Raw genomic sequence first — 18,098 nt, forward strand, 5'->3', positions numbered from 1 at the left:
CGTTATATAAAAAATAATGAGTAAAAGGGGAGGGAACATAAATGCCAAATTGGTTTAGAAAAACCTTAGTCGCATTAATTACCGTGTTTACATTTGGTTTAGTGACGCCTCCTTCCATATTACTTGATAATGCCAAAGCTGCGGACAAGCCTACGAGCACAGCTGGGCAACAAAGTTTGGAGAGCACGTCCTATACATATGAAGAAACGAATGACAGGTTAACCACCGATACTTTTATTACTTATGCAATGCAAGAAGCAGAGAAGCAGTCGATGCAAAAGTTTGGTACTAAAATTGGTCCAGTAATTGAAGATGAGTTTAAAGATGTAATATTACCGAAAATTGAAGAGGCAATTGCTGAGCTTGCTAGTGATGTACCAGAAGATTCACTACAATCATTAGCGATTTCTCAAAAACCAGCTGGTGGAAATAATGAGAAGATTTTTCACGTCTACGATACGAAATCTGGAAATGATTTATTGCGTTTCCATGTAAGAAGAGATCATCCACCGCAAGATGGTTATTATTTTAATTTCCATTACCACCGTTTTGATGATGGATACTCTGGACATCATGAGTTAGGAAATATTTATTGGAATACGAATGTACCACCGAAATGGTTGTCTTAAAAAGAACAAGAGAAAATCTTGTTCTTTTTTATTTTTATAGAAGGGACAGACAACTATGTTGTTGAATAACATAGGTTTAGAAAAAAGAAGCAAAGGGAGTATGGGAATGCAAAAATATATTGTTTTTGACTTTGATGGCACATTAGTAGATTCACAAAATATATTTGTACCGATTTATAATCAACTTGCTGAAAAACATGGGTATAAAGCAGTAAAGGAAGACGAAATTGAACATTTACGTAAATTAACGATGCCAGAGAGATGTAAACAACTTAATGTACCACTGTATAAACTACCGATATTAGCGTTGGAATTTTATAAATTATATCAGCCTGCTATAAAAAATCTCGTTTTGTTCCATGGGATGAAAGAAGTATTAGATGAACTACATAAAAAAGGCTACGGAATTGCAGTCATATCATCGAACTCAGAAGAGCATATTCGGGCGTTTTTACACAAGAATGGTATCGAAAATATTCAAGAAGTGTATTGTTCTAAAAATTTGTTTGGTAAAGATAAAATGATAAAAAGATTTTTGAAATCAAAAAAAATAACAGAGAAAGATATGTTATATGTCGGTGATGAACAGCGAGACGTAGCAGCGTGTAAAAAGGCTGGAGTGAACGTAATTTGGGTATCTTGGGGATATGATGTTATTGAAACAGTGAAAAAAGATGCACCAGATTACATGGTTCATAAGCCGATGGAAATTGTGCAAGTAGTACAAGGAGCGTATTCTTAATATGAATACACTGCGAGCAGGCATTCATCATATTGAATTTTGGGTAGCAAATTTAGAGGAATCCATTTCTTTTTATAATAAGTTGTTTTCCATAATTGGGTGGAGAAAGTTAAATGAAATAGCATATAGCACAGGAGAAAGTGAAATATACTTTAAAGAAGTAGATGAGGAAATTGTAAGGACGTTAGGGCCTAGACATATTTGTTATCAAGCTATTCATAGAGAAGTAGTTGAGGAAGTAGCAGATTTTCTTTCTAGTACGAAAGTGAAGGTAATACGTGGTCCAATTGAAATGAATCATTATTCGGAAGGTTACTATACGATTGATTTTTACGATCCGAATGGATTTATTGTAGAAGTTGCCTATACACCAAATGCAGAAATGTAAGGGGAATAGATATGAAGATAATTACAGCATGGCAAAACAATATACAAATAGTAAAAAATGCAGTGGATATTAAAGAAATTTCTAAAGGTTTTTCACCTGATAAGAAATATATAATTACGAGTGCGAATAATGATAAATATTTATTGCGGACAGGCGATATAAAAGAGTATGAAAGAAAGAAAATAGAGTTTCAAATTTTAAATGAAATGCAAAATCGTAGTGTGCAAGCACAAAAACCAATTGAAATAGGTTTGTTGGCAGAAGAAGGTTTATGCTATGGCATCTTTTCGTATTTAGAAGGGGAAGATGCGAAGAAGTTATTGCCTACGTATTCACCAAAAGAACAATATGATATTGGTATAGAGGCAGGGAAAGATTTAGCAAAAATGCATACATATGAAGCTCCTAATAATATACTTCCATGGTATGAAAGAGCAATGAAAAAACATAGTAAATATTTAGAGGCATATAAAACATGTGGAATAAACATAAAAAATGATGATAAAATCATAAAGTTTATTGAAGAAAATGAAATATATTTAAAGAACCGCCCAAATCGATTTCAACACGATGATTTTCACTTAGAAAATATAATTGTACGGGATGGAAAATATGTAGGTGTTGTTGATTTTAATGGCTACGATTGGGGCGATCCACTTCATGATTTTGTGAAAATTGCACTGTTTGCAAGGGACATTAGTATTCCGTATTCAATCGGACAAATAGAAGGATACTTTAATAGAAAAATACCAGAGGAATTCTGGACATTATACACGGTGTACGTTGGTATGACAGTTTTCTCCTCAGTTGTCTGGACATTACGAGCAGCGCCGCATATGTTAGATGATATGTTAGAGCGCCTTACTATAGTTTTAGAGGATCATAATAACTTTGAGTTATCGAAGCCAATTTGGTTTCAATCAGATAAGATTGATATGAAATAGAAAAGGTAGGTGTGATTCGCACCTACCTTTATTTTTTACCATCAAAATACTTATTTAATTTTCTTAAATGTAAGCGGCTGAGTACTTAATGTAGCTGGTACATGTAACTGAAGGGATGGGAATTCACCACTTACATTCATTTCATAAGCGAATAATAAGCTCATTTTCATTTGGAATAAGTCAACTTTTGCAGAGAAGATGTCGTAATGATGATGCCCTAATTGAATATCCATTTCCATAAATTGTACATATAACGAATCATCTCGTTTGTATACTTGTAATGTTCCGTATGCAGGATGTTCAAAAGTACCAGTATAATCCTCTAACTTGTGCGAAGGTGTAGTCCCTTTAATTTGTTCAGGGAGGGATTCAGTTGCTTCTTTCATCATTTCCTTCATTTTTTTAGTATCTTCTACAGCACGTTTATGCCAATCAATGGATTCTAATTCAAGTAGTTCGTCATAAATTTGATTAGCGAGATAAGTAGGAAGTAATGTTCCTCCAGCATTCGTTAAAATGACAAGGCCTATGTTTTCTGTTGGTATGAATGAAACAAGCGCTGAAAATCCATCGATATTACCGCCATGATGAATCACTTTTTTACCACGATAAGCGCTAATAAACCAACCAAGACCGTAACTATTTAATGGAGATTCAGGGAGTGATAAAACCGGTTGGTCTGGAATTGAATTGTGTGGTGTATACATTTGTTGTAATAATTCAGAGGAGATTAATTCATGATCTCCAAATTTTCCTTCATTTAAGTGGAGAAGTACCCAATTTGCCATATCTTCAATTGTGGAATTAATACACCCAGCAGCGCCAACTGTATCGATGTTACGGAATGGAACTGCTTTTATTTCACCGTCATTTTCAATGTAAGGTAAAGCGTAATCATCTGTAGTTTGTGAATCGTTAACAGAGAAGTTTGTATGTCTCATATTTAAAGGTTCTAAAATATGTTCTGTAGTGTATTGCTCCCACGTTTGATTTGTAATGTTTTCAACAATGTAGCTAATTGTTGCATACATTAAATTGTTATATAGAAATGCAGTTCGGAACGGTGCATCAAGTGGTAAATGTTTTATTTTTTCAACGAGATCTTTTCGAGATAAGGAAGAACTGTACCAAAGAGCCTCATGACGACTCACTCCAGTTCGATGAGAAGCTAAATCCCGTCCTGTAACTTGTGAGCTAGCAAGTAGTTCAGATAAAGTAAAGTTAGGTATATAAGACTGGATAGGGGTATCCCAATTAAACTTTTTTTGCTGTGCTAACAAGCTTAATGAAAGTGTGCCAAATGCTTTCGTTGAGGAACCGATTGCGAATCGAGTATTCGGTGTAACAGCCTCTTTTGTTTCTATATTACGATAGCCGAAACCTTCTGAAATAATAACTTCACCGTCTTTTATAACAGCGACAGCAGCACCAGGAACATTTAAATCCTTCATCATTTTTTCAGCCGTTGTTTGTAAAGAAGTCATAACAGGCGTTTCAATTTTAGACATACTTCTAACCTCCAAATATAAATTTTGTTCTACCGCACTATACTTTCGGTAATAGAAAATGAAAACCTTTTTATATTTGGAAAGTTAATAATTTTGTAAGAATTAGCGCAAGAAATTTTATTAATTAGGATTATTAAATTTATCATTTTTCATGTTATGATAAATTGCATATACGATTGAAAGAAGGTTTTCCTACATATGAAACATGCTGAAAATGAATACTTAAATTTATGCCGCCATGTAATGGAACATGGTACGAAGAAAGAAGACCGTACAGGGACAGGCACTGTATCTGTATTTGGATATCAAATGCGTTTTGATCTAAGTAAAGGTTTTCCTTTATTAACAACAAAGAGAGTACCGTTTCGCCTTGTAGCAAGTGAACTGCTTTGGTTTATGAAAGGTGATACAAATATTCGCTATTTATTGCAGCATAATAATAACATTTGGAATGAATGGGCTTTTAAGAGCTGGGTAGAAAGTGATGAGTATACTGGCCCTGACATGACTGATTTTGGTCTTCGCTCACAACAAGATGAAGAATTTAAAGTACAGTACGACGAGCAAATGGAATTGTTTAAAAAGAACGTTTTAGAAGATGATGAGTTCTCAAATAAATATGGTTATTTAGGAGACGTTTACGGTAAACAGTGGCGTGCTTGGAAAACGACAGCTGGTGAGACACTTGATCAATTAAAAGATGTAATTGAAATGATTAAAAAAACACCAGACTCACGTCGTTTAATCGTTTCTGCCTGGAATCCAGAAGATGTACCAAGTATGGCCTTACCGCCTTGTCATACGCTATTCCAGTTTTATGTAGCAGATGGAAAGCTTTCTTGTCAGTTATATCAAAGAAGTGGTGACATATTCCTTGGGATTCCATTTAACATTGCAAGTTACTCACTACTAACACATTTAATTGCACATGAATGCGGACTTGAAGTGGGAGAATTTGTTCATACAATTGGTGATGCACACATTTATACAAATCATTTTGAACAAGTAGAAAAGCAATTGGCACGTGAACCACGTCCATTCCCGAAACTTACATTAAATCCAGATGTGAAATCTGTTTTCGATTTTGAAATGGAAGATTTAACGATTGAAGGATACGATCCGCATCCAGCAATTAAAGCACCGGTTGCAGTATAATTGTAGAGGAGATGAAAAAATGATTGTTTCATTTATGGTCGCTATGGACGAAAATAGAGTAATTGGTAAAGATAATAATTTACCTTGGCGTTTACCGAGTGAATTACAATACGTGAAGAAAACAACGATGGGTCACCCGCTTATTATGGGAAGAAAGAACTATGAAGCGATTGGTAGACCACTGCCTGGAAGACGTAATATTATTGTAACTCGTAATGAAGGGTATCATGTTGAAGGTTGTGAAGTTGTTCATTCTGTAGAAGAAGTGTTTGAACTATGTAAAAATGAAGAAGAGATTTTTATTTTTGGTGGAGCGCAAATTTACGACCTCTTTTTACCTTATGTAGACAAGTTATATATAACAAAAATCCATCATGCATTTGAAGGAGATACATTCTTCCCAGAAATAGATATGACAAATTGGAAAGAGATTTTTGTAGAAAAAGGTTTAACGGATGAAAAAAACCCATATACGTATTATTACCATGTATATGAGAAACAACAATAATAAAAAAGATTGATGTGAGAATTCGCATCAATCTTTTTATTTATATTCACCAATATAAGTTTATAGATGAGATTCGATAGTGCTATAATGATAGGTAGCATGTAAAAATGCTAAAATTTTCAAAAGTACTAATATAGAAAGAGGAGGAGAATCGATTGAGAAAGATATGGGGGATTCTTTTTCTTTGCTTAACATTCATGTTAGTTGGATGTGGTAAAGAAGAAAAACCACAAGAAGCGTTTGATACATATGTAAAAGCGTGGAATAAACAAAAATTTGCAGATATGTATGATCAACTATCAAAAAATGCAAAAAAAGATATTTCAAAGAAAGAGTTTACTGAGAAATATGAAAAAATTTATTCTGGTATCGAAGTGAAAGACTTAAAGGTAGAAACAGGGGAAGTAAAAGAAGATAAAAAAGATGAAGGCCCTGTTCCTTTTAAAGTAAGCATGGATACAGTTGGTGGTAAAATTACATTTGGTCATGAAGCAAAAATGGTGAAAGAAAAAGATGGAGATAAAGAATCTTGGAAAATAGATTGGACTCCTGATTTTATTTTCCCAGGCATGACGAAAGATAGTAAAGTGCGTATGCAGACAACACAGCCAAAACGTGGTGAAATATACGATCGTAATGGAAAAGGTCTTGCAACGAATGGGAAAGCTTCTGAAATCGGATTGATTCCTGAAAAGTTAGGCGATGCTGCTCCGCAAACGAAAGAAACAGTAGCGAAGTTATTAAATATGTCTGTAGAAGAAATTGATCAAAAATTAGCTGCTAAATGGGTAAAACCAGGGTATCTCGTACCAATTGGAATTTTGCCTGAAGGGGCAACACAAAATACGTACATTGATTTTCCAGGTGTTTCCTCAAAACCTGTAAATGTTCGTACATATCCGTTAGGGGAAGCGGCAGCTCATCTGCCTGGTTATATTGGAAAGGTAAATGCTGAAGATTTAAAAACGCTACAAAAGAAAGGCTATCAAGCTGATGACCCAGTTGGTAAAGCTGGTTTAGAGCAAGTATTAGAGGAAAAGTTACGCGGTAAAAAAGGTGGCCGTGTCTTTGTAGAAGATGCGCAAGGAAAAGAAATTAAAAACTTGGCAAAAACAGATGCTGTTGATGGAGAAAATGTAACTTTAACTATTGATAGTGCTGTTCAAGAAAAAACGTATAATGAAATGAAGGGTGAAGCTGGTTCAAGTGCAGCAATTAATCCGAAAAGTGGAGAAACAATTGCACTAGTAAGTAGTCCAGCATATGATCCTAATATAATTGCACGAGGGACATCGAAGGCACAACGCGAAGCTTGGAATAATGATCCGAAAAAACCAATGACAAATCGCTTTACACAATTGTCGGTACCAGGTTCTGTATTTAAACCTATTACAGCTGCAATTGGTCTTGAAACGAAAACGATTGATCCAAAAGAAGAGTTGAAAATTGAAGGATTAAAATGGACAAAAGATTCTTCTTGGGGTAATTACTATGTAACGCGTGTGAAAGATGCAAATCCGATTGATCTTGATAAGGCGATGAAATACTCGGATAATATTTACTTCGCACAAGAAGCTTTGAAAATCGGAAAAGACAAGTTTATGAGTGAAGCAAAAAAATTCGGATTCGATGAGAAACTACCAATTGAATATGGATTCCCTGCTTCTAAAATTGCAAATGACGGCATTAAAAATGATATTCAAATGGCAGATACGGGATATGGACAAGGACAAGTATTAATGACTCCTCTTCATTTAGCTTTAACGTATGCGCCAATTGTAAATGATGGAACGATTCCGTCACCGTATATTATTAAAACAGATAAACAACCAAAAGCTTGGAAAGAAAATGTAATTTCTAAAGGAAATCAGGATATATTAAAAACTGCAATGACGAAAGTAATTAATGATCCAGATGGTACAGGGAAAATTGCTAAAATTGATGGCATGACTCTTGCTGGAAAAACAGGTACAGCGGAATTAAAAGTATCAAAAGAGGCCGAAGGAAAAGAACTAGGTTGGTTCGCTGCATTTGATTTAAATTCCCCAGATATGGTCATTACAATGATGATTGAAGATGTAAAAGGTAGAGGCGGAAGTAATATTCCAGCTGAAAAAGTAAAACATGTATTTCAAAAATAATATGTAATAGTAGGCTATCTCTATAAGTTGTAGAGGTAGCCTATTTATATGAAAGAGTTTGTAATATCCGTATACTAAATTTTAAGGAAACAAAGTAAATCATTAACTTACGAAAAAAAAGTAGCTATTTTTTATTGACATTGATTAAAACTTTTTGTATTATACTTACATAAGGTAAGTTATTAACTTTCGAAAAATAAATCTTGAATTAAAGATAAAGAGAAAAAAGGGAGAGAATACAATGACAAAAGTACTATTTATCACAGCAAATCCAAATTCAGCAGAAGGTTCTTTCGGAATGGCAGTAGGGGAAGCTTTCATCGAAGCTTATAAAAACGAACATCCACAAGACGAAGTTGTAACAATTGATTTATTCAACACTACAGTACCAGCAATTGATGCAGATGTATTTGCTGCTTGGGGTAAATTTGCAGCAGGTGAAGGCTTTGAAGCTTTAACTGAAGTTCAACAACAAAAAGTAGCAGCAATGAACACAAACTTAGAAACATTTATGAATGCAGATCGTTATGTATTCGTAACTCCAATGTGGAACTTTAGCTATCCACCAGTAGTAAAAGCATACTTAGATAACGTAGCAATCGCAGGTAAAACATTCAAATATACTGAAAATGGTCCAGTCGGCTTATTAGAAGGTAAAAAAGCGCTTCACATTCAAGCAACAGGTGGCGTATATTCTGAAGGAGCATACGCAGCTGTAGACTTCGGTCGCAATCACTTAAAGACTGTATTAGGATTTGTCGGTGTAAATGATACTGAATATATTGCAGTTGAAGGTATGAATGCAAACCCTGAAAAAGCACAAGAAATTAAAGAAGCAGCAATTGCTAATGCTCGTGAATTAGCAAAACGTTTCTAATATAGAATGCTTAAAAAGTCCGAACACTTGCTGTTTGGACTTTTTTTCTTCTTTTTCCTTCGTTTGTCTAGTATAATGAAGGTCGGAATGATAATAGGTGGGGGTTCTGTATGATTCAAACGTTTTTTAAAATCTTTTATTTAATTTTAATCGTAATTGCGATTACACCGAGAATGTGGCGTCTTAAAAGACAAGTAAATACGATGGCGCCAAAAGAAAAAGACAATGCTGTGTATAAAACGACAAATTGGTTTGGTAAGAAAATGGTACGTGTAGCTGGAGGGGCAGTAGAAGTGAAAGGACTTGAAAATGTTCCGAAAGACAAGCCAGTACTAGTTGTAAGTAATCACCAAAGTAATATGGATATCCCTGTTTTACTAGGTTACTTAAATAAACCAATTGGATTCGTTTCAAAAGCAGAGATTAAAAAGTTCCCAGTTGTACCAACTTGGATGGAACTGATGAATTGTGTATTTATGGATCGTAGCGATCGTCGTCAATCTCTTCAAGCGATTAAAGATGGAATTGAACTATTAAAGAATGGACATTCTATCGTAATTTTCCCTGAAGGAACGAGAAGTAAGGGTGGCGAAGTTGGAGAGTTTAAGGCTGGTAGTTTTCATCTGGCAGTAAAGTCAGGTGTAGCAATTTTACCTGTAACATTAGATGGTACATATAAGATGTTTGAAGCGAATGGAAATCGTATGAAGCCAGCTCATGCAACAGTAACAATTTCTAAGCCGATTACACCTGAAGATTATGCGAATATGGATATTAAAGAATTAACGAAGCATACACAGGAAGTTATTGCCTCACAATTACATAAGTAATAAAAAAGGATTCAGCTTATCGTAAGCTGAATCCTTTTTTATTATGCTGTAGGTAAGACATAAAAGAGTACACAGAAGAACATCATCGCACTACCACCTAAAACGAACAGGTGCCATATGGCATGGTTGAAAGGTAGCTTTTCCCAAAGGAAGAATATAGCTCCAACAGAATATAAAATTCCACCTGCTAAAAGTAGTGAAAAACCATGTCCAGTTAGATTTTCATAAAGTGGTTTAATAGCAACGATTATGAGCCATCCCATAATGATGTAACATAAAGTTGAAGCCTTTATAAAGCGACGTACAAAGAAAATTTTGAAGACGATACCTCCGATTGCTAGTGTCCATATTATAGCAAGCAACGTCCATCCTAATGGGCCACGAAGTGTAATAAGTAGAAAAGGAGTATACGTGCCAGCAATCAATAAGTAAATGGCTGAATGATCTAAAATAGTAAATATTTTTTCTACTTTAGGATGATGAATGCTATGTAGCAATGTTGAAAACAAGTACAGTAAGAACATACTTACACCATAAACAGTAAATGCAACTACGGCTGATGCGGTACCGTGCTTAGAAGCATGAATAATCAATATGATTAAGGCAGGGATGCTTAAAATGGCACCGATACCATGTGTAATTGCATTTGCAATTTCTTCTTTTACAAATTGGGTCATTCGTGTCATTTTTTCAGTCATAATGCAAATCCTTTCTACTATCATAAAATAATATGTCATTTCCCTTACCATATCATACACAAGAGCAATAGAAAATGAAATTTGTATAATTGATTATATTTTTGAATTTTTTTGACAAAAGACAATGGATTTGTTGACGTTTTCAAACTTTTTTGACAAAATAAAATTATGTAATAGTAGGACAAGGAAACTACTAATAAAGGGGATGGGGAAATGTTTTCAAATATTGGCTTTCCAGGGTTAATTTTAATTTTAGTAGCAGTACTCATTTTATTTGGACCTAAAAAATTGCCGGAAATCGGGAAGGCTTTAGGGGAAACGTTAAAAGAGTTTAAAAAATCAACGAAAGAATTGACAGATGACGCATTTCAAGAAAAGGAAAAGAAAGAAAAAATGTAGTGTATTTTCCTTGTAATGGATAAATAAAGTGTGGTGAACGAGATGGAAAATCGGGAAATGAGCGTAGTAGAACATATTGTTGAGCTTCGAAAAAGAGTAATATATACGGTGTTATCCTTTGTACTATTTTTAATTATTGGATTTACTTTTACAAAGGATATTTATTTTTGGCTTGTAAAAGATTTACCAATGAAATTAACTGTTCTCGGTCCAAGTGATGTATTGTGGATTTTTTTCTCGATTGCTACAGTATTTGCTATCGTTTGTACAATTCCTTTTGCTGCTATACAAATTTGGTTATTTGTAAAACCGGGTTTACATCCAAATGAACAAAAGATGACAATAATGTATATACCGGTATTGTCTATATTATTTATTGCAGGTTTATGTTTTGGATATTTCATTGTAATGCCGTTTCTATTTCACTTTTTAACTACGATAGGTAATGAAATGTTTAATACGATGTTTACGACAGAAAAGTATTTTCATTTTGTACTTAATTTAACAGTTCCATTTGCTGTGATTTTTGAATTGCCAGTCGTTGTAATGTTTTTAACTAGTATTGGAATACTTACGGCGGAATTTTTAATAAAAATAAGAAGGTATGCTTACGTAGCATTAATTATCATTGCATCTTGTATATCACCGCCAGACTTTTTATCTCATAGTTTAGTTGCAGTGCCGCTTATTTGTATTTATGAAGTAAGTATTGCGTTATCAAAGGTTGTTAGTAAGAGGAAAAAGAAAAGAGAAGAAATGCAGTCGAAAAGTGCCTCGTTATAAAGGCACTTTTTTATTTATTTGTTATACTATAGCTATAAACGTATACAATATATAGAAGAAAAAAATTATAGAATCTCCAAAATTTAGACAAACTTTGCGCTTTTATAAGCTTATACTAAATGTATTAAACAATTGATGGATAATGAGATTCCCGTCTCAGAGATATTTAGGGCGGGAAGGTGAATTAGGTGGAGATGAATAGAGTATAAATCTTCTAGCCATAAGGACTACAGAAATCATATAAGTCTGATTTTACTCCACTTTAAACAACGTGTTACAGCGCAAAGTAGAGGAAGTTCAAAAATCCAATGAAAAAGAGGATTGATATTGTGATTACGAAAAGTTTTTATTTCACTCATTCAACAGGGGATTGCATTAAAATATTCGAAATCCCTGTCCTACAGGCACAGCATCCATTATCGTTTCTAATTCAGTCTCGTCTTCAATTATTTATTGCAAAAATTCAAAAACAAAAACACCCAAGATTTTCGTATTCTTTCCGTGAATATTTACAAAATTGTTTGAAGTGGAATGATTATTTAAATGTATATAAAACAAATACCCTTGAAAAAAATGCATGATACGAAGTACGGACAGGGTTAGTAAACTCTGTCTTTTTCATTTTAGATATGAAAATATAATTAATTTGATGAAATTTCGTTCCAAATTGTTGAAAGCAATGGGAATACTAGTATAATAACAAGGAGAGCGTATTGGAAAGGGAAGAAGTATAGTATGCAAAAAATTAAAATTGTAACAGATTCAACGGCAGATTTATCACAAGACGTAATCGAAAAGTATGACATTCATGTTTTACCATTATCAATCTCTGTAAATGGACAAACATATTTAGATCGCGTTGATTTACAACCTGACGAATTTATTGAAGAAATGATTAAATCAGAGGAATTACCAAAAACATCACAACCAGCTATGGGTACATTTGTAGAAATGTATGACAAGCTAGGGGAAGATGGAAGCGAAGTCCTTTCTATCCATATGACAAGTGGAATGAGCGGTACTGTAGCAACTGCAAATAGCGCTGCATCAATGACTGATACAAAAGTAACAGTTGTTGATTCTCAATTTATTACACATGCTTTAGCATATCAAGTAATTGAAGCTGCAAAAATGGCAAATGACGGACGCTCACTAGAAGAAATTTTAAAACGTGTAGATGAAGTAAGAAAGAATACTCGTTTATATGTAGTAGTGGATACATTAGAAAACTTAGTGAAGGGTGGACGTATCGGTAAAGGAAAAGCGTTTATCGGTTCTCTACTTAATATAAAGCCAATTGCTAGTCTTGAAGACGGTGTTTATAATCCTGTAACGAAAGTTCGTAGCCAAGGCCAAATTGTAAAAACATTAGCTAAGTTATTTGAGCAAGATACGGCTGGAAAAGTCGTAAAAGCTGTTGCAATTCCGCATGCGAAAGCAATTCCTTTAGCTGAAAGTATGAAAGCGGCGGTTGAAAAAGTAAGTGGATTTGCTCAATCAGAAATTTTCTATACAACGCCTATTATTAGTACTCATACAGGTCCGGGCGCAATCGGATTTATGTATTTAGCAGAGTAATAAAAAAGCTACTTGAAAATATATTTCAAGTAGCTTTTTTATGTAAATAGAAAGTAAGAAATAAGAAGAGCTACACAGGCACTACCGCTAATGATATAGCGAGTCTGTAAATATTCATTCATAGAAAACACCCTTTATCCCGCTATTTGTGGACAGTAAAACTCTCTACCTCAAATTTAGCTGGAGCAAAGAGGTTAGGTAGCGGGCTGCCCGTAAAAGCTTGATTGGTGAAGGCAAATAATCAGTGGGGATGAAGAAAACCCACTAATTAAAGTTTCACTATAGGATTTTCTATATTATATGTTGGATATAGAAAATCAGTCATTACGTTACACATGTAAAGTTTCAATTTTTTCTTTTATTTGCTTATTATTTGTTGCGTTACTATAAATAAAAGTTTGACCTAAAAAGAGTACATGCAGTTGTTCCCACGGTAACATGCGCAAATTCCAATTATTTCGAAGTCTAGTTATTGCTTCACGAGGTGTTTCATCGGCGAGTGCAAAAGCTCCATAATGCATTGGTATAAAATGCGTAGCGTTTAAATCTAAATAAGCTTGCACGGCCTCTTCAGGTGAAACATGAGATACTTTCATAAACCATTCTGGTTCATAAGCGCCAATGGGCATAAGAGCAATATCAATTAAAAAGCGTTCACCAATTTCTTTGAAACCTTGGAAATAGCCACTGTCACCACAAAAATATATGGTTTCCATAGTCGTTTCATTATCAATAATCCATCCACCCCAGTGAGACGTATTCATATCAAATAAGAATCTTCTCGTCCAGTGCTGAGAGGGTACGAAGTGAAAAGAAACTTCGTTAATTATCGTACTTTCCCACCATTTATACTCTTCTACATGTTTAAATTTCTTACGAGTAAATAATTTTTTTAATCCAATAGGTACAAGATATAGAACATCATCATTCAACTGACGAAGAGTTGAAAAATCTAAATGATCATAATGACCATGTGAAATAAGGACAATATCAATTTTAGGTAGTGCTTCTATAGAGAGTCCAGGTTCTGTAAGTCTTGGAACTAGCTTTAATTTATTAGCCCATACTGGATCTGTTAATATATTAAGTCCATTCGTTTGGATAAGAAAAGTGGAATGCCCAATCCATGTGATAGTCGTTTTTTCAACATTACTTTGCAAAAATGCACTTTGTTTAACGGGTGATTGTTCTACTAAGAAAGAAAAATCTTTTTTGTTTTGCTTTCGTTCTTTACGCCAGCGTAAAAAAGAGCGAATTGATTTTTTTGTACTAACATTATCCATATTTTCATAGCGCTTTGCCATGAACATCACCTCATTTAAAATCGTTGTATTTGTATTGTACCGAAATGTTGTTAAGGAATACAGTGTAAAACATGGATTAATGTTTAAGGAATTGTTAAAAAATAGGGAGAGGTATTTACAAAAGTAACAATAAAATTAGTTTTATCACTTTTATTTAGAGAAATAATAGTAAAAAAATATATTTTGTCTAGTAATTCGCTTGAAATAAAAAAGTAACATACGTAAATTCGTACGATTTCGTGAACAAATGTAGTAAACAATTTTCTCGTAGTGTTAACTTTTGTTATTATAAACATAACCTATTTAAATTTAGGATAGAGAAAAGAGGTTTATAAATGAAGCGTTATCAAAAAATAATTGGTCTTATGGTTGTATTTTGTCTCTTTGTACTTGCTGGATGTAGTGAATCAGGTTCAAAGCTTCGTAAACCATTAAATTGGGATTTAGAAACCTTCCAATTTACAAATCAAGATGGAAAGAAATTTGGTACAAAAGATTTAAAAGGGAAAGTTTGGGTTGCAGATTTTATGTTCACAAATTGTCAGACAGTTTGTCCACCAATGACTGCAAATATGGCCAAGCTTCAAAAGATGGCAAAAGAAGAGAAATTAGACGTTCAGTTTGTTTCATTTAGTGTAGATCCAGACCTTGATAAGCCAGAAAATCTGAAAGCTTTTATTCAAAAGTTTACAGAGGATACTAGTAACTGGAATTTATTAACGGGGTATTCGTTAGAAGATATTACAAAGTTTTCAAAAGATAATTTCCAATCACTTGTAGATAAGCCGGAGAACGGTCAGGTCATGCATGGTACATCATTTTATTTAATTGATCAAAACGGAAAAGTAATGAAAAAGTATAGTGGCATTAGTAATACGCCATACGAAGACATTATACGTGATATGAAGCGATTAGTGGGTTAAAAATAAGGGTGCATAGCACCCTTATTTTTTTGCATTAGTCTATCGATAAAATGTCATGTTGCTGGGGAAGTTTCGGCGCCCGAATTTCTAATACGCCGTTTTGATAAGAAGCTTTTGCCGCTTTTTTATTAATTGAATACGGCAATTTAATCAATCTTGATGCTTCTGAAATGGAACGTTCTCGGCGATAATAGTTATGGGATGTTTGTTCTTCTTCCTCTTCAAGTATCTCTTCTTTTACAGAGACTTTTAAGTATTCACTTTGTATTTCAATTTGGATTTGTTCTTTTTGTATACCTGGTAGTTCAGCTGTAACAACGAGTTCTTCACCAACTTCATATAAATCTACAGGGAATGTTAATAAACGGTTTCCTTTTTGGAAAAAATGATTTAAATCAGCGATTACATTGCGAAGAGGTGTTTGCTCGAAGAAATCATCAATTTGCTTTAAGTAATTACGAACCGGTGGGCGAGAAGAATCTTTTTTTTCTTCACTCATGGTATTCCCTCCTAGAAATCAATTTGCAATATCATATGACAAAAGCGGAGAAAGGTGAGTGCCTAGTTTTCATGTTTTCATAAAAAATTGTTAAAAATGTGAAATGGAGTGATTTTTTTATAGTTTTTGGTCGCCATATTCAGTTGATTATGCTAGTATAAATAGGGTTGATATAGTAGTATAGAGACAGAATGAAAACTGAAAGAGGGTAAGAAGTATGTGTGGTTTTGTAGGATGTTTATGTGAAAACCCTAGAGAGTTTTCAGAAACAGAAAAACATCAATTTGAAAATATGAACACGATGATTTTCCACCGTGGTCCAGATGACGAAGGATATTTTCGTGATGAACATGTACAATTTGGCTTCCGCCGTTTAAGCATCATTGACTTAGAGGCAGGACATCAGCCGCTAACTTATGAAAATGATCGATATGTAATTATTTTTAATGGTGAAATTTACAACTATGTAGAATTACGTGAAATGTTACTTGAAAAAGGTGCAACGTTTGCAACGCAATCTGATACAGAAGTTATCATTGCATTGTATGCACATATGAAAGAAAAATGTGTAGATTACCTTCGTGGTATGTTTGCATTTATGATTTGGGATCGTGAAGAAAAGAAACTTTTCGGTGCACGTGATCACTTCGGTATTAAACCTTTATACATCGCACAACAAGGTGATACTACATTCTTCGCATCTGAGAAGAAAAGTATTATGCATGTGATGGAAGATAAAGGCGTTAATCCAACGTCACTACAACATTACTTTACGTACCAATATGGTCCAGAGCCAGAAACTTTAACAATTGATGTTAATAAAATCGAGCCTGGTCATTATTTCGTAAAAGAAATCGGTAAAGAGATGGAAATCCATCGCTACTGGAAACCTTATTTCAACGCTTCAAGTGCAACGAAAGAGGAGCATATCCAAGCAATTCGTGATGTGTTATATGATTCAGTAAAAGTGCATATGCGTAGTGATGTACCAGTAGGTTCATTCTTATCTGGTGGTATCGATTCATCTATCATCGCTTCTATCGCAAGAGAAATGAATCCAAATCTTTTAACATTCTCTGTTGGTTTTGAGCAACGTGGTTACAGTGAAGTTGATGTTGCGAAAGAAACTGCTGAGAAATTAGGCGTTAAAAACCATAACGTATTCATTTCAGCGAAAGAATTTATGGATGAGTTCCCAAAAAATCATTGGCATATGGATGATCCTTTAGCTGATCCAGCAGCTGTACCATTGTACTTCGTTGCGAAAGAAGCACGTAAACATGTAACAGTTGTTCTTTCTGGTGAAGGCGCAGACGAGCTATTTGGTGGTTATAACATTTACCGTGAGCCAAACTCACTAAAAATGTTCTCTTACATCCCTAGTCCAGGTAAGAGCGTTCTAAAAGCATTAAGTGGTGCTCTTAAAGAAGGATTTAAAGGTAAGAGCTTCCTAGAGCGTGGATGTACACCAATTGAAGAGCGTTACTATGGAAATGCTAAAATCTTCCGTGAAGAAGAAAAAGCTGAATTAATGAAGTATTACAATGAAAGTGTTAACTATATGGATATCACGAAACCATTGTATAACGAGATTAAAGATTATGATGATGTAAGTAAAATGCAGTACATTGACATGTTCACATGGTTACGCGGTGACATTTTATTAAAAGCTGATAAAATGACAATGGCAAACTCATTAGAACTTCGTGTACCGTTCTTAGATAAAGAAGTATTCGATGTTGCATCTAAAATTCCAACTGAATTTAAGATTGCTAACGGAACTACGAAAGCCATTTTACGTGAAGCAGCACGCGGAATCGTTCCAGATCACGTATTAGATCGTAAAAAACTTGGATTCCCAGTACCAATTCGTCACTGGTTAAAAGACGAAATGCATGATTGGGCTATAAATATTATAAACGAAAGTAAGACAGAGCATTTAATCGACAAACAGTATGTATTAAACTTACTGGAAGCACATTGTGCAGATAAAGGCGATTATAGCCGTAAAATTTGGACTGTACTTGCGTTTATGGTATGGCACCAAATTTATGTTGAGCATAAATACGATACGAATAAGTTCCATGAAGAAACAAAACGTGCGTATAGCTTAGTTTAATTAGAAAAACCTTAAGATCGCATACGGTCTTAAGGTTTTTTTCATAAATAGGAAGTATTATTGATACAATAAT

General features: G+C 34.1%; 19 protein-coding genes. 15 read left to right on the forward strand and 4 right to left on the reverse strand.

The window, feature by feature from the left end; translation table 11 throughout:
• The first annotated feature begins 41 nt into the window (after positions 1 to 41).
• From BC_RS10965 to BC_RS10980, 4 genes are all read left to right on the forward strand, one after another.
• Positions 42 to 629, forward strand: coding sequence for a YpjP family protein (locus BC_RS10965; protein WP_001134421.1), 588 nt, complete (start codon positions 42 to 44; stop codon positions 627 to 629).
• A gap of 106 nt (positions 630 to 735) precedes the next feature.
• Entirely contained in the window at positions 736 to 1,371 is a 636-nt protein-coding gene (locus BC_RS10970; protein ID WP_025687389.1) for an HAD family hydrolase, read from the forward strand.
• A 1-nt stretch (position 1,372) separates the two neighbouring features.
• Positions 1,373 to 1,759 carry a VOC family protein gene (locus tag BC_RS10975; protein WP_001094664.1) on the forward strand — a complete coding sequence of 129 codons (387 nt, stop codon included), beginning with the start codon at positions 1,373 to 1,375 and terminating at the stop codon, positions 1,757 to 1,759.
• An 11-nt stretch (positions 1,760 to 1,770) separates the two neighbouring features.
• Complete coding sequence (locus BC_RS10980) at positions 1,771 to 2,703, forward strand: aminoglycoside phosphotransferase family protein (RefSeq protein WP_000692087.1); 933 nt, start codon at positions 1,771 to 1,773, stop codon at positions 2,701 to 2,703.
• Positions 2,704 to 2,753: 50 nt separating this feature from the next.
• Here the strand turns inward: BC_RS10980 and BC_RS10985 are convergent, their stop codons facing one another.
• The gene (locus BC_RS10985; protein ID WP_000034322.1) at positions 2,754 to 4,211 is read right to left on the reverse strand and encodes a serine hydrolase; all 1,458 of its coding nucleotides are present in this window, start codon (positions 4,209 to 4,211) and stop codon (positions 2,754 to 2,756) included.
• A gap of 198 nt (positions 4,212 to 4,409) precedes the next feature.
• Between BC_RS10985 and BC_RS10990 the strand changes: the two genes are divergently transcribed.
• The 5 genes from BC_RS10990 to BC_RS11010 all read left to right on the forward strand — a co-directional run bounded on the left by BC_RS10990 (position 4,410) and on the right by BC_RS11010 (position 9,722).
• The gene (locus BC_RS10990) at positions 4,410 to 5,366 is read left to right on the forward strand and encodes a thymidylate synthase (RefSeq protein WP_000679609.1); all 957 of its coding nucleotides are present in this window, start codon (positions 4,410 to 4,412) and stop codon (positions 5,364 to 5,366) included.
• A 19-nt stretch (positions 5,367 to 5,385) separates the two neighbouring features.
• A complete protein-coding gene (locus BC_RS10995) occupies positions 5,386 to 5,874 on the forward strand; it encodes a dihydrofolate reductase (RefSeq protein ID WP_000637205.1) in 489 nt (162 codons plus the stop codon).
• A gap of 155 nt (positions 5,875 to 6,029) precedes the next feature.
• Positions 6,030 to 8,015: a penicillin-binding protein 3 gene (gene pbpC, locus BC_RS11000; RefSeq protein ID WP_001227238.1), complete on the forward strand. Its 1,986-nt coding sequence runs from the start codon at positions 6,030 to 6,032 to the stop codon at positions 8,013 to 8,015.
• Positions 8,016 to 8,256: 241 nt separating this feature from the next.
• Positions 8,257 to 8,892, forward strand: coding sequence for an FMN-dependent NADH-azoreductase (locus tag BC_RS11005; protein ID WP_000170025.1), 636 nt, complete (start codon positions 8,257 to 8,259; stop codon positions 8,890 to 8,892).
• 110 nt (positions 8,893 to 9,002) lie between these two features.
• Entirely contained in the window at positions 9,003 to 9,722 is a 720-nt protein-coding gene (locus tag BC_RS11010) for a lysophospholipid acyltransferase family protein (RefSeq protein ID WP_000616577.1), read from the forward strand.
• 41 nt (positions 9,723 to 9,763) lie between these two features.
• On the opposite strand, the gene trhA is transcribed toward BC_RS11010, so the two are convergent.
• Entirely contained in the window at positions 9,764 to 10,420 is a 657-nt protein-coding gene (gene trhA, locus BC_RS11015) for a PAQR family membrane homeostasis protein TrhA (RefSeq protein WP_000136889.1), read from the reverse strand.
• A 213-nt stretch (positions 10,421 to 10,633) separates the two neighbouring features.
• On the opposite strand from trhA, the gene BC_RS11020 reads away from it, so the two are divergent.
• The 4 genes from BC_RS11020 to BC_RS11035 all read left to right on the forward strand — a co-directional run bounded on the left by BC_RS11020 (position 10,634) and on the right by BC_RS11035 (position 13,180).
• A complete protein-coding gene (locus BC_RS11020) occupies positions 10,634 to 10,819 on the forward strand; it encodes a twin-arginine translocase TatA/TatE family subunit (protein WP_000492443.1) in 186 nt (61 codons plus the stop codon).
• Positions 10,820 to 10,861: 42 nt separating this feature from the next.
• Complete coding sequence (tatC, locus tag BC_RS11025; protein WP_000431523.1) at positions 10,862 to 11,602, forward strand: twin-arginine translocase subunit TatC; 741 nt, start codon at positions 10,862 to 10,864, stop codon at positions 11,600 to 11,602.
• 329 nt (positions 11,603 to 11,931) lie between these two features.
• The gene (locus BC_RS11030) at positions 11,932 to 12,183 is read left to right on the forward strand and encodes a DUF2535 family protein (RefSeq protein ID WP_000629012.1); all 252 of its coding nucleotides are present in this window, start codon (positions 11,932 to 11,934) and stop codon (positions 12,181 to 12,183) included.
• A gap of 154 nt (positions 12,184 to 12,337) precedes the next feature.
• Positions 12,338 to 13,180 (forward strand): DegV family protein, encoded by an 843-nt coding sequence (locus tag BC_RS11035; protein WP_001169470.1) that lies wholly within the window; start codon positions 12,338 to 12,340, stop codon positions 13,178 to 13,180.
• A 329-nt stretch (positions 13,181 to 13,509) separates the two neighbouring features.
• Here BC_RS11035 and BC_RS11040 read toward each other — a convergent pair whose 3' ends face one another.
• Positions 13,510 to 14,484, reverse strand: a complete 975-nt coding sequence (locus BC_RS11040) for an MBL fold metallo-hydrolase (RefSeq protein ID WP_001129632.1) — start codon at positions 14,482 to 14,484, stop codon at positions 13,510 to 13,512.
• A gap of 335 nt (positions 14,485 to 14,819) precedes the next feature.
• On the opposite strand from BC_RS11040, the gene BC_RS11045 reads away from it, so the two are divergent.
• Positions 14,820 to 15,407 (forward strand): SCO family protein, encoded by a 588-nt coding sequence (locus tag BC_RS11045; RefSeq protein WP_000833331.1) that lies wholly within the window; start codon positions 14,820 to 14,822, stop codon positions 15,405 to 15,407.
• Positions 15,408 to 15,441: 34 nt separating this feature from the next.
• Here the strand turns inward: BC_RS11045 and BC_RS11050 are convergent, their stop codons facing one another.
• Complete coding sequence (locus BC_RS11050; RefSeq protein WP_001288085.1) at positions 15,442 to 15,906, reverse strand: Hsp20/alpha crystallin family protein; 465 nt, start codon at positions 15,904 to 15,906, stop codon at positions 15,442 to 15,444.
• A gap of 217 nt (positions 15,907 to 16,123) precedes the next feature.
• Here BC_RS11050 and asnB point away from each other — a divergent pair, with 217 nt between their 5' ends.
• Entirely contained in the window at positions 16,124 to 18,025 is a 1,902-nt protein-coding gene (gene asnB / locus BC_RS11055) for an asparagine synthase (glutamine-hydrolyzing) (protein ID WP_000333822.1), read from the forward strand.
• The last annotated feature ends 73 nt before the right edge of the window (positions 18,026 to 18,098 follow it).

This window comes from Bacillus cereus ATCC 14579 (assembly GCF_000007825.1).
GTDB classification, from domain to species: Bacteria; Bacillota; Bacilli; order Bacillales; family Bacillaceae_G; genus Bacillus_A; species Bacillus_A cereus.

What these genes read in the sequence shown, in the direction of transcription:
- BC_RS10965 (WP_001134421.1), top strand. Translation starts at nt 42, where the DNA reads ATGCCAAATTGGTTTAGAAAAACCTTAGTCGCATTAATTACCGTGTTT.
- BC_RS10970 (WP_025687389.1), top strand. Translation starts at nt 736, where the DNA reads ATGCAAAAATATATTGTTTTTGACTTTGATGGCACATTAGTAGATTCA.
- BC_RS10975 (WP_001094664.1), top strand. Translation starts at nt 1,373, where the DNA reads ATGAATACACTGCGAGCAGGCATTCATCATATTGAATTTTGGGTAGCA.
- BC_RS10980 (WP_000692087.1), top strand. Translation starts at nt 1,771, where the DNA reads ATGAAGATAATTACAGCATGGCAAAACAATATACAAATAGTAAAAAAT.
- BC_RS10985 (WP_000034322.1), bottom strand. Translation starts at nt 4,211, where the DNA reads ATGTCTAAAATTGAAACGCCTGTTATGACTTCTTTACAAACAACGGCT.
- BC_RS10990 (WP_000679609.1), top strand. Translation starts at nt 4,410, where the DNA reads ATGAAACATGCTGAAAATGAATACTTAAATTTATGCCGCCATGTAATG.
- BC_RS10995 (WP_000637205.1), top strand. Translation starts at nt 5,386, where the DNA reads ATGATTGTTTCATTTATGGTCGCTATGGACGAAAATAGAGTAATTGGT.
- BC_RS11005 (WP_000170025.1), top strand. Translation starts at nt 8,257, where the DNA reads ATGACAAAAGTACTATTTATCACAGCAAATCCAAATTCAGCAGAAGGT.
- BC_RS11010 (WP_000616577.1), top strand. Translation starts at nt 9,003, where the DNA reads ATGATTCAAACGTTTTTTAAAATCTTTTATTTAATTTTAATCGTAATT.
- trhA (WP_000136889.1), bottom strand. Translation starts at nt 10,420, where the DNA reads ATGACTGAAAAAATGACACGAATGACCCAATTTGTAAAAGAAGAAATT.
- BC_RS11020 (WP_000492443.1), top strand. Translation starts at nt 10,634, where the DNA reads ATGTTTTCAAATATTGGCTTTCCAGGGTTAATTTTAATTTTAGTAGCA.
- tatC (WP_000431523.1), top strand. Translation starts at nt 10,862, where the DNA reads ATGGAAAATCGGGAAATGAGCGTAGTAGAACATATTGTTGAGCTTCGA.
- BC_RS11035 (WP_001169470.1), top strand. Translation starts at nt 12,338, where the DNA reads ATGCAAAAAATTAAAATTGTAACAGATTCAACGGCAGATTTATCACAA.
- BC_RS11040 (WP_001129632.1), bottom strand. Translation starts at nt 14,484, where the DNA reads ATGGCAAAGCGCTATGAAAATATGGATAATGTTAGTACAAAAAAATCA.
- BC_RS11045 (WP_000833331.1), top strand. Translation starts at nt 14,820, where the DNA reads ATGAAGCGTTATCAAAAAATAATTGGTCTTATGGTTGTATTTTGTCTC.
- BC_RS11050 (WP_001288085.1), bottom strand. Translation starts at nt 15,906, where the DNA reads ATGAGTGAAGAAAAAAAAGATTCTTCTCGCCCACCGGTTCGTAATTAC.
- asnB (WP_000333822.1), top strand. Translation starts at nt 16,124, where the DNA reads ATGTGTGGTTTTGTAGGATGTTTATGTGAAAACCCTAGAGAGTTTTCA.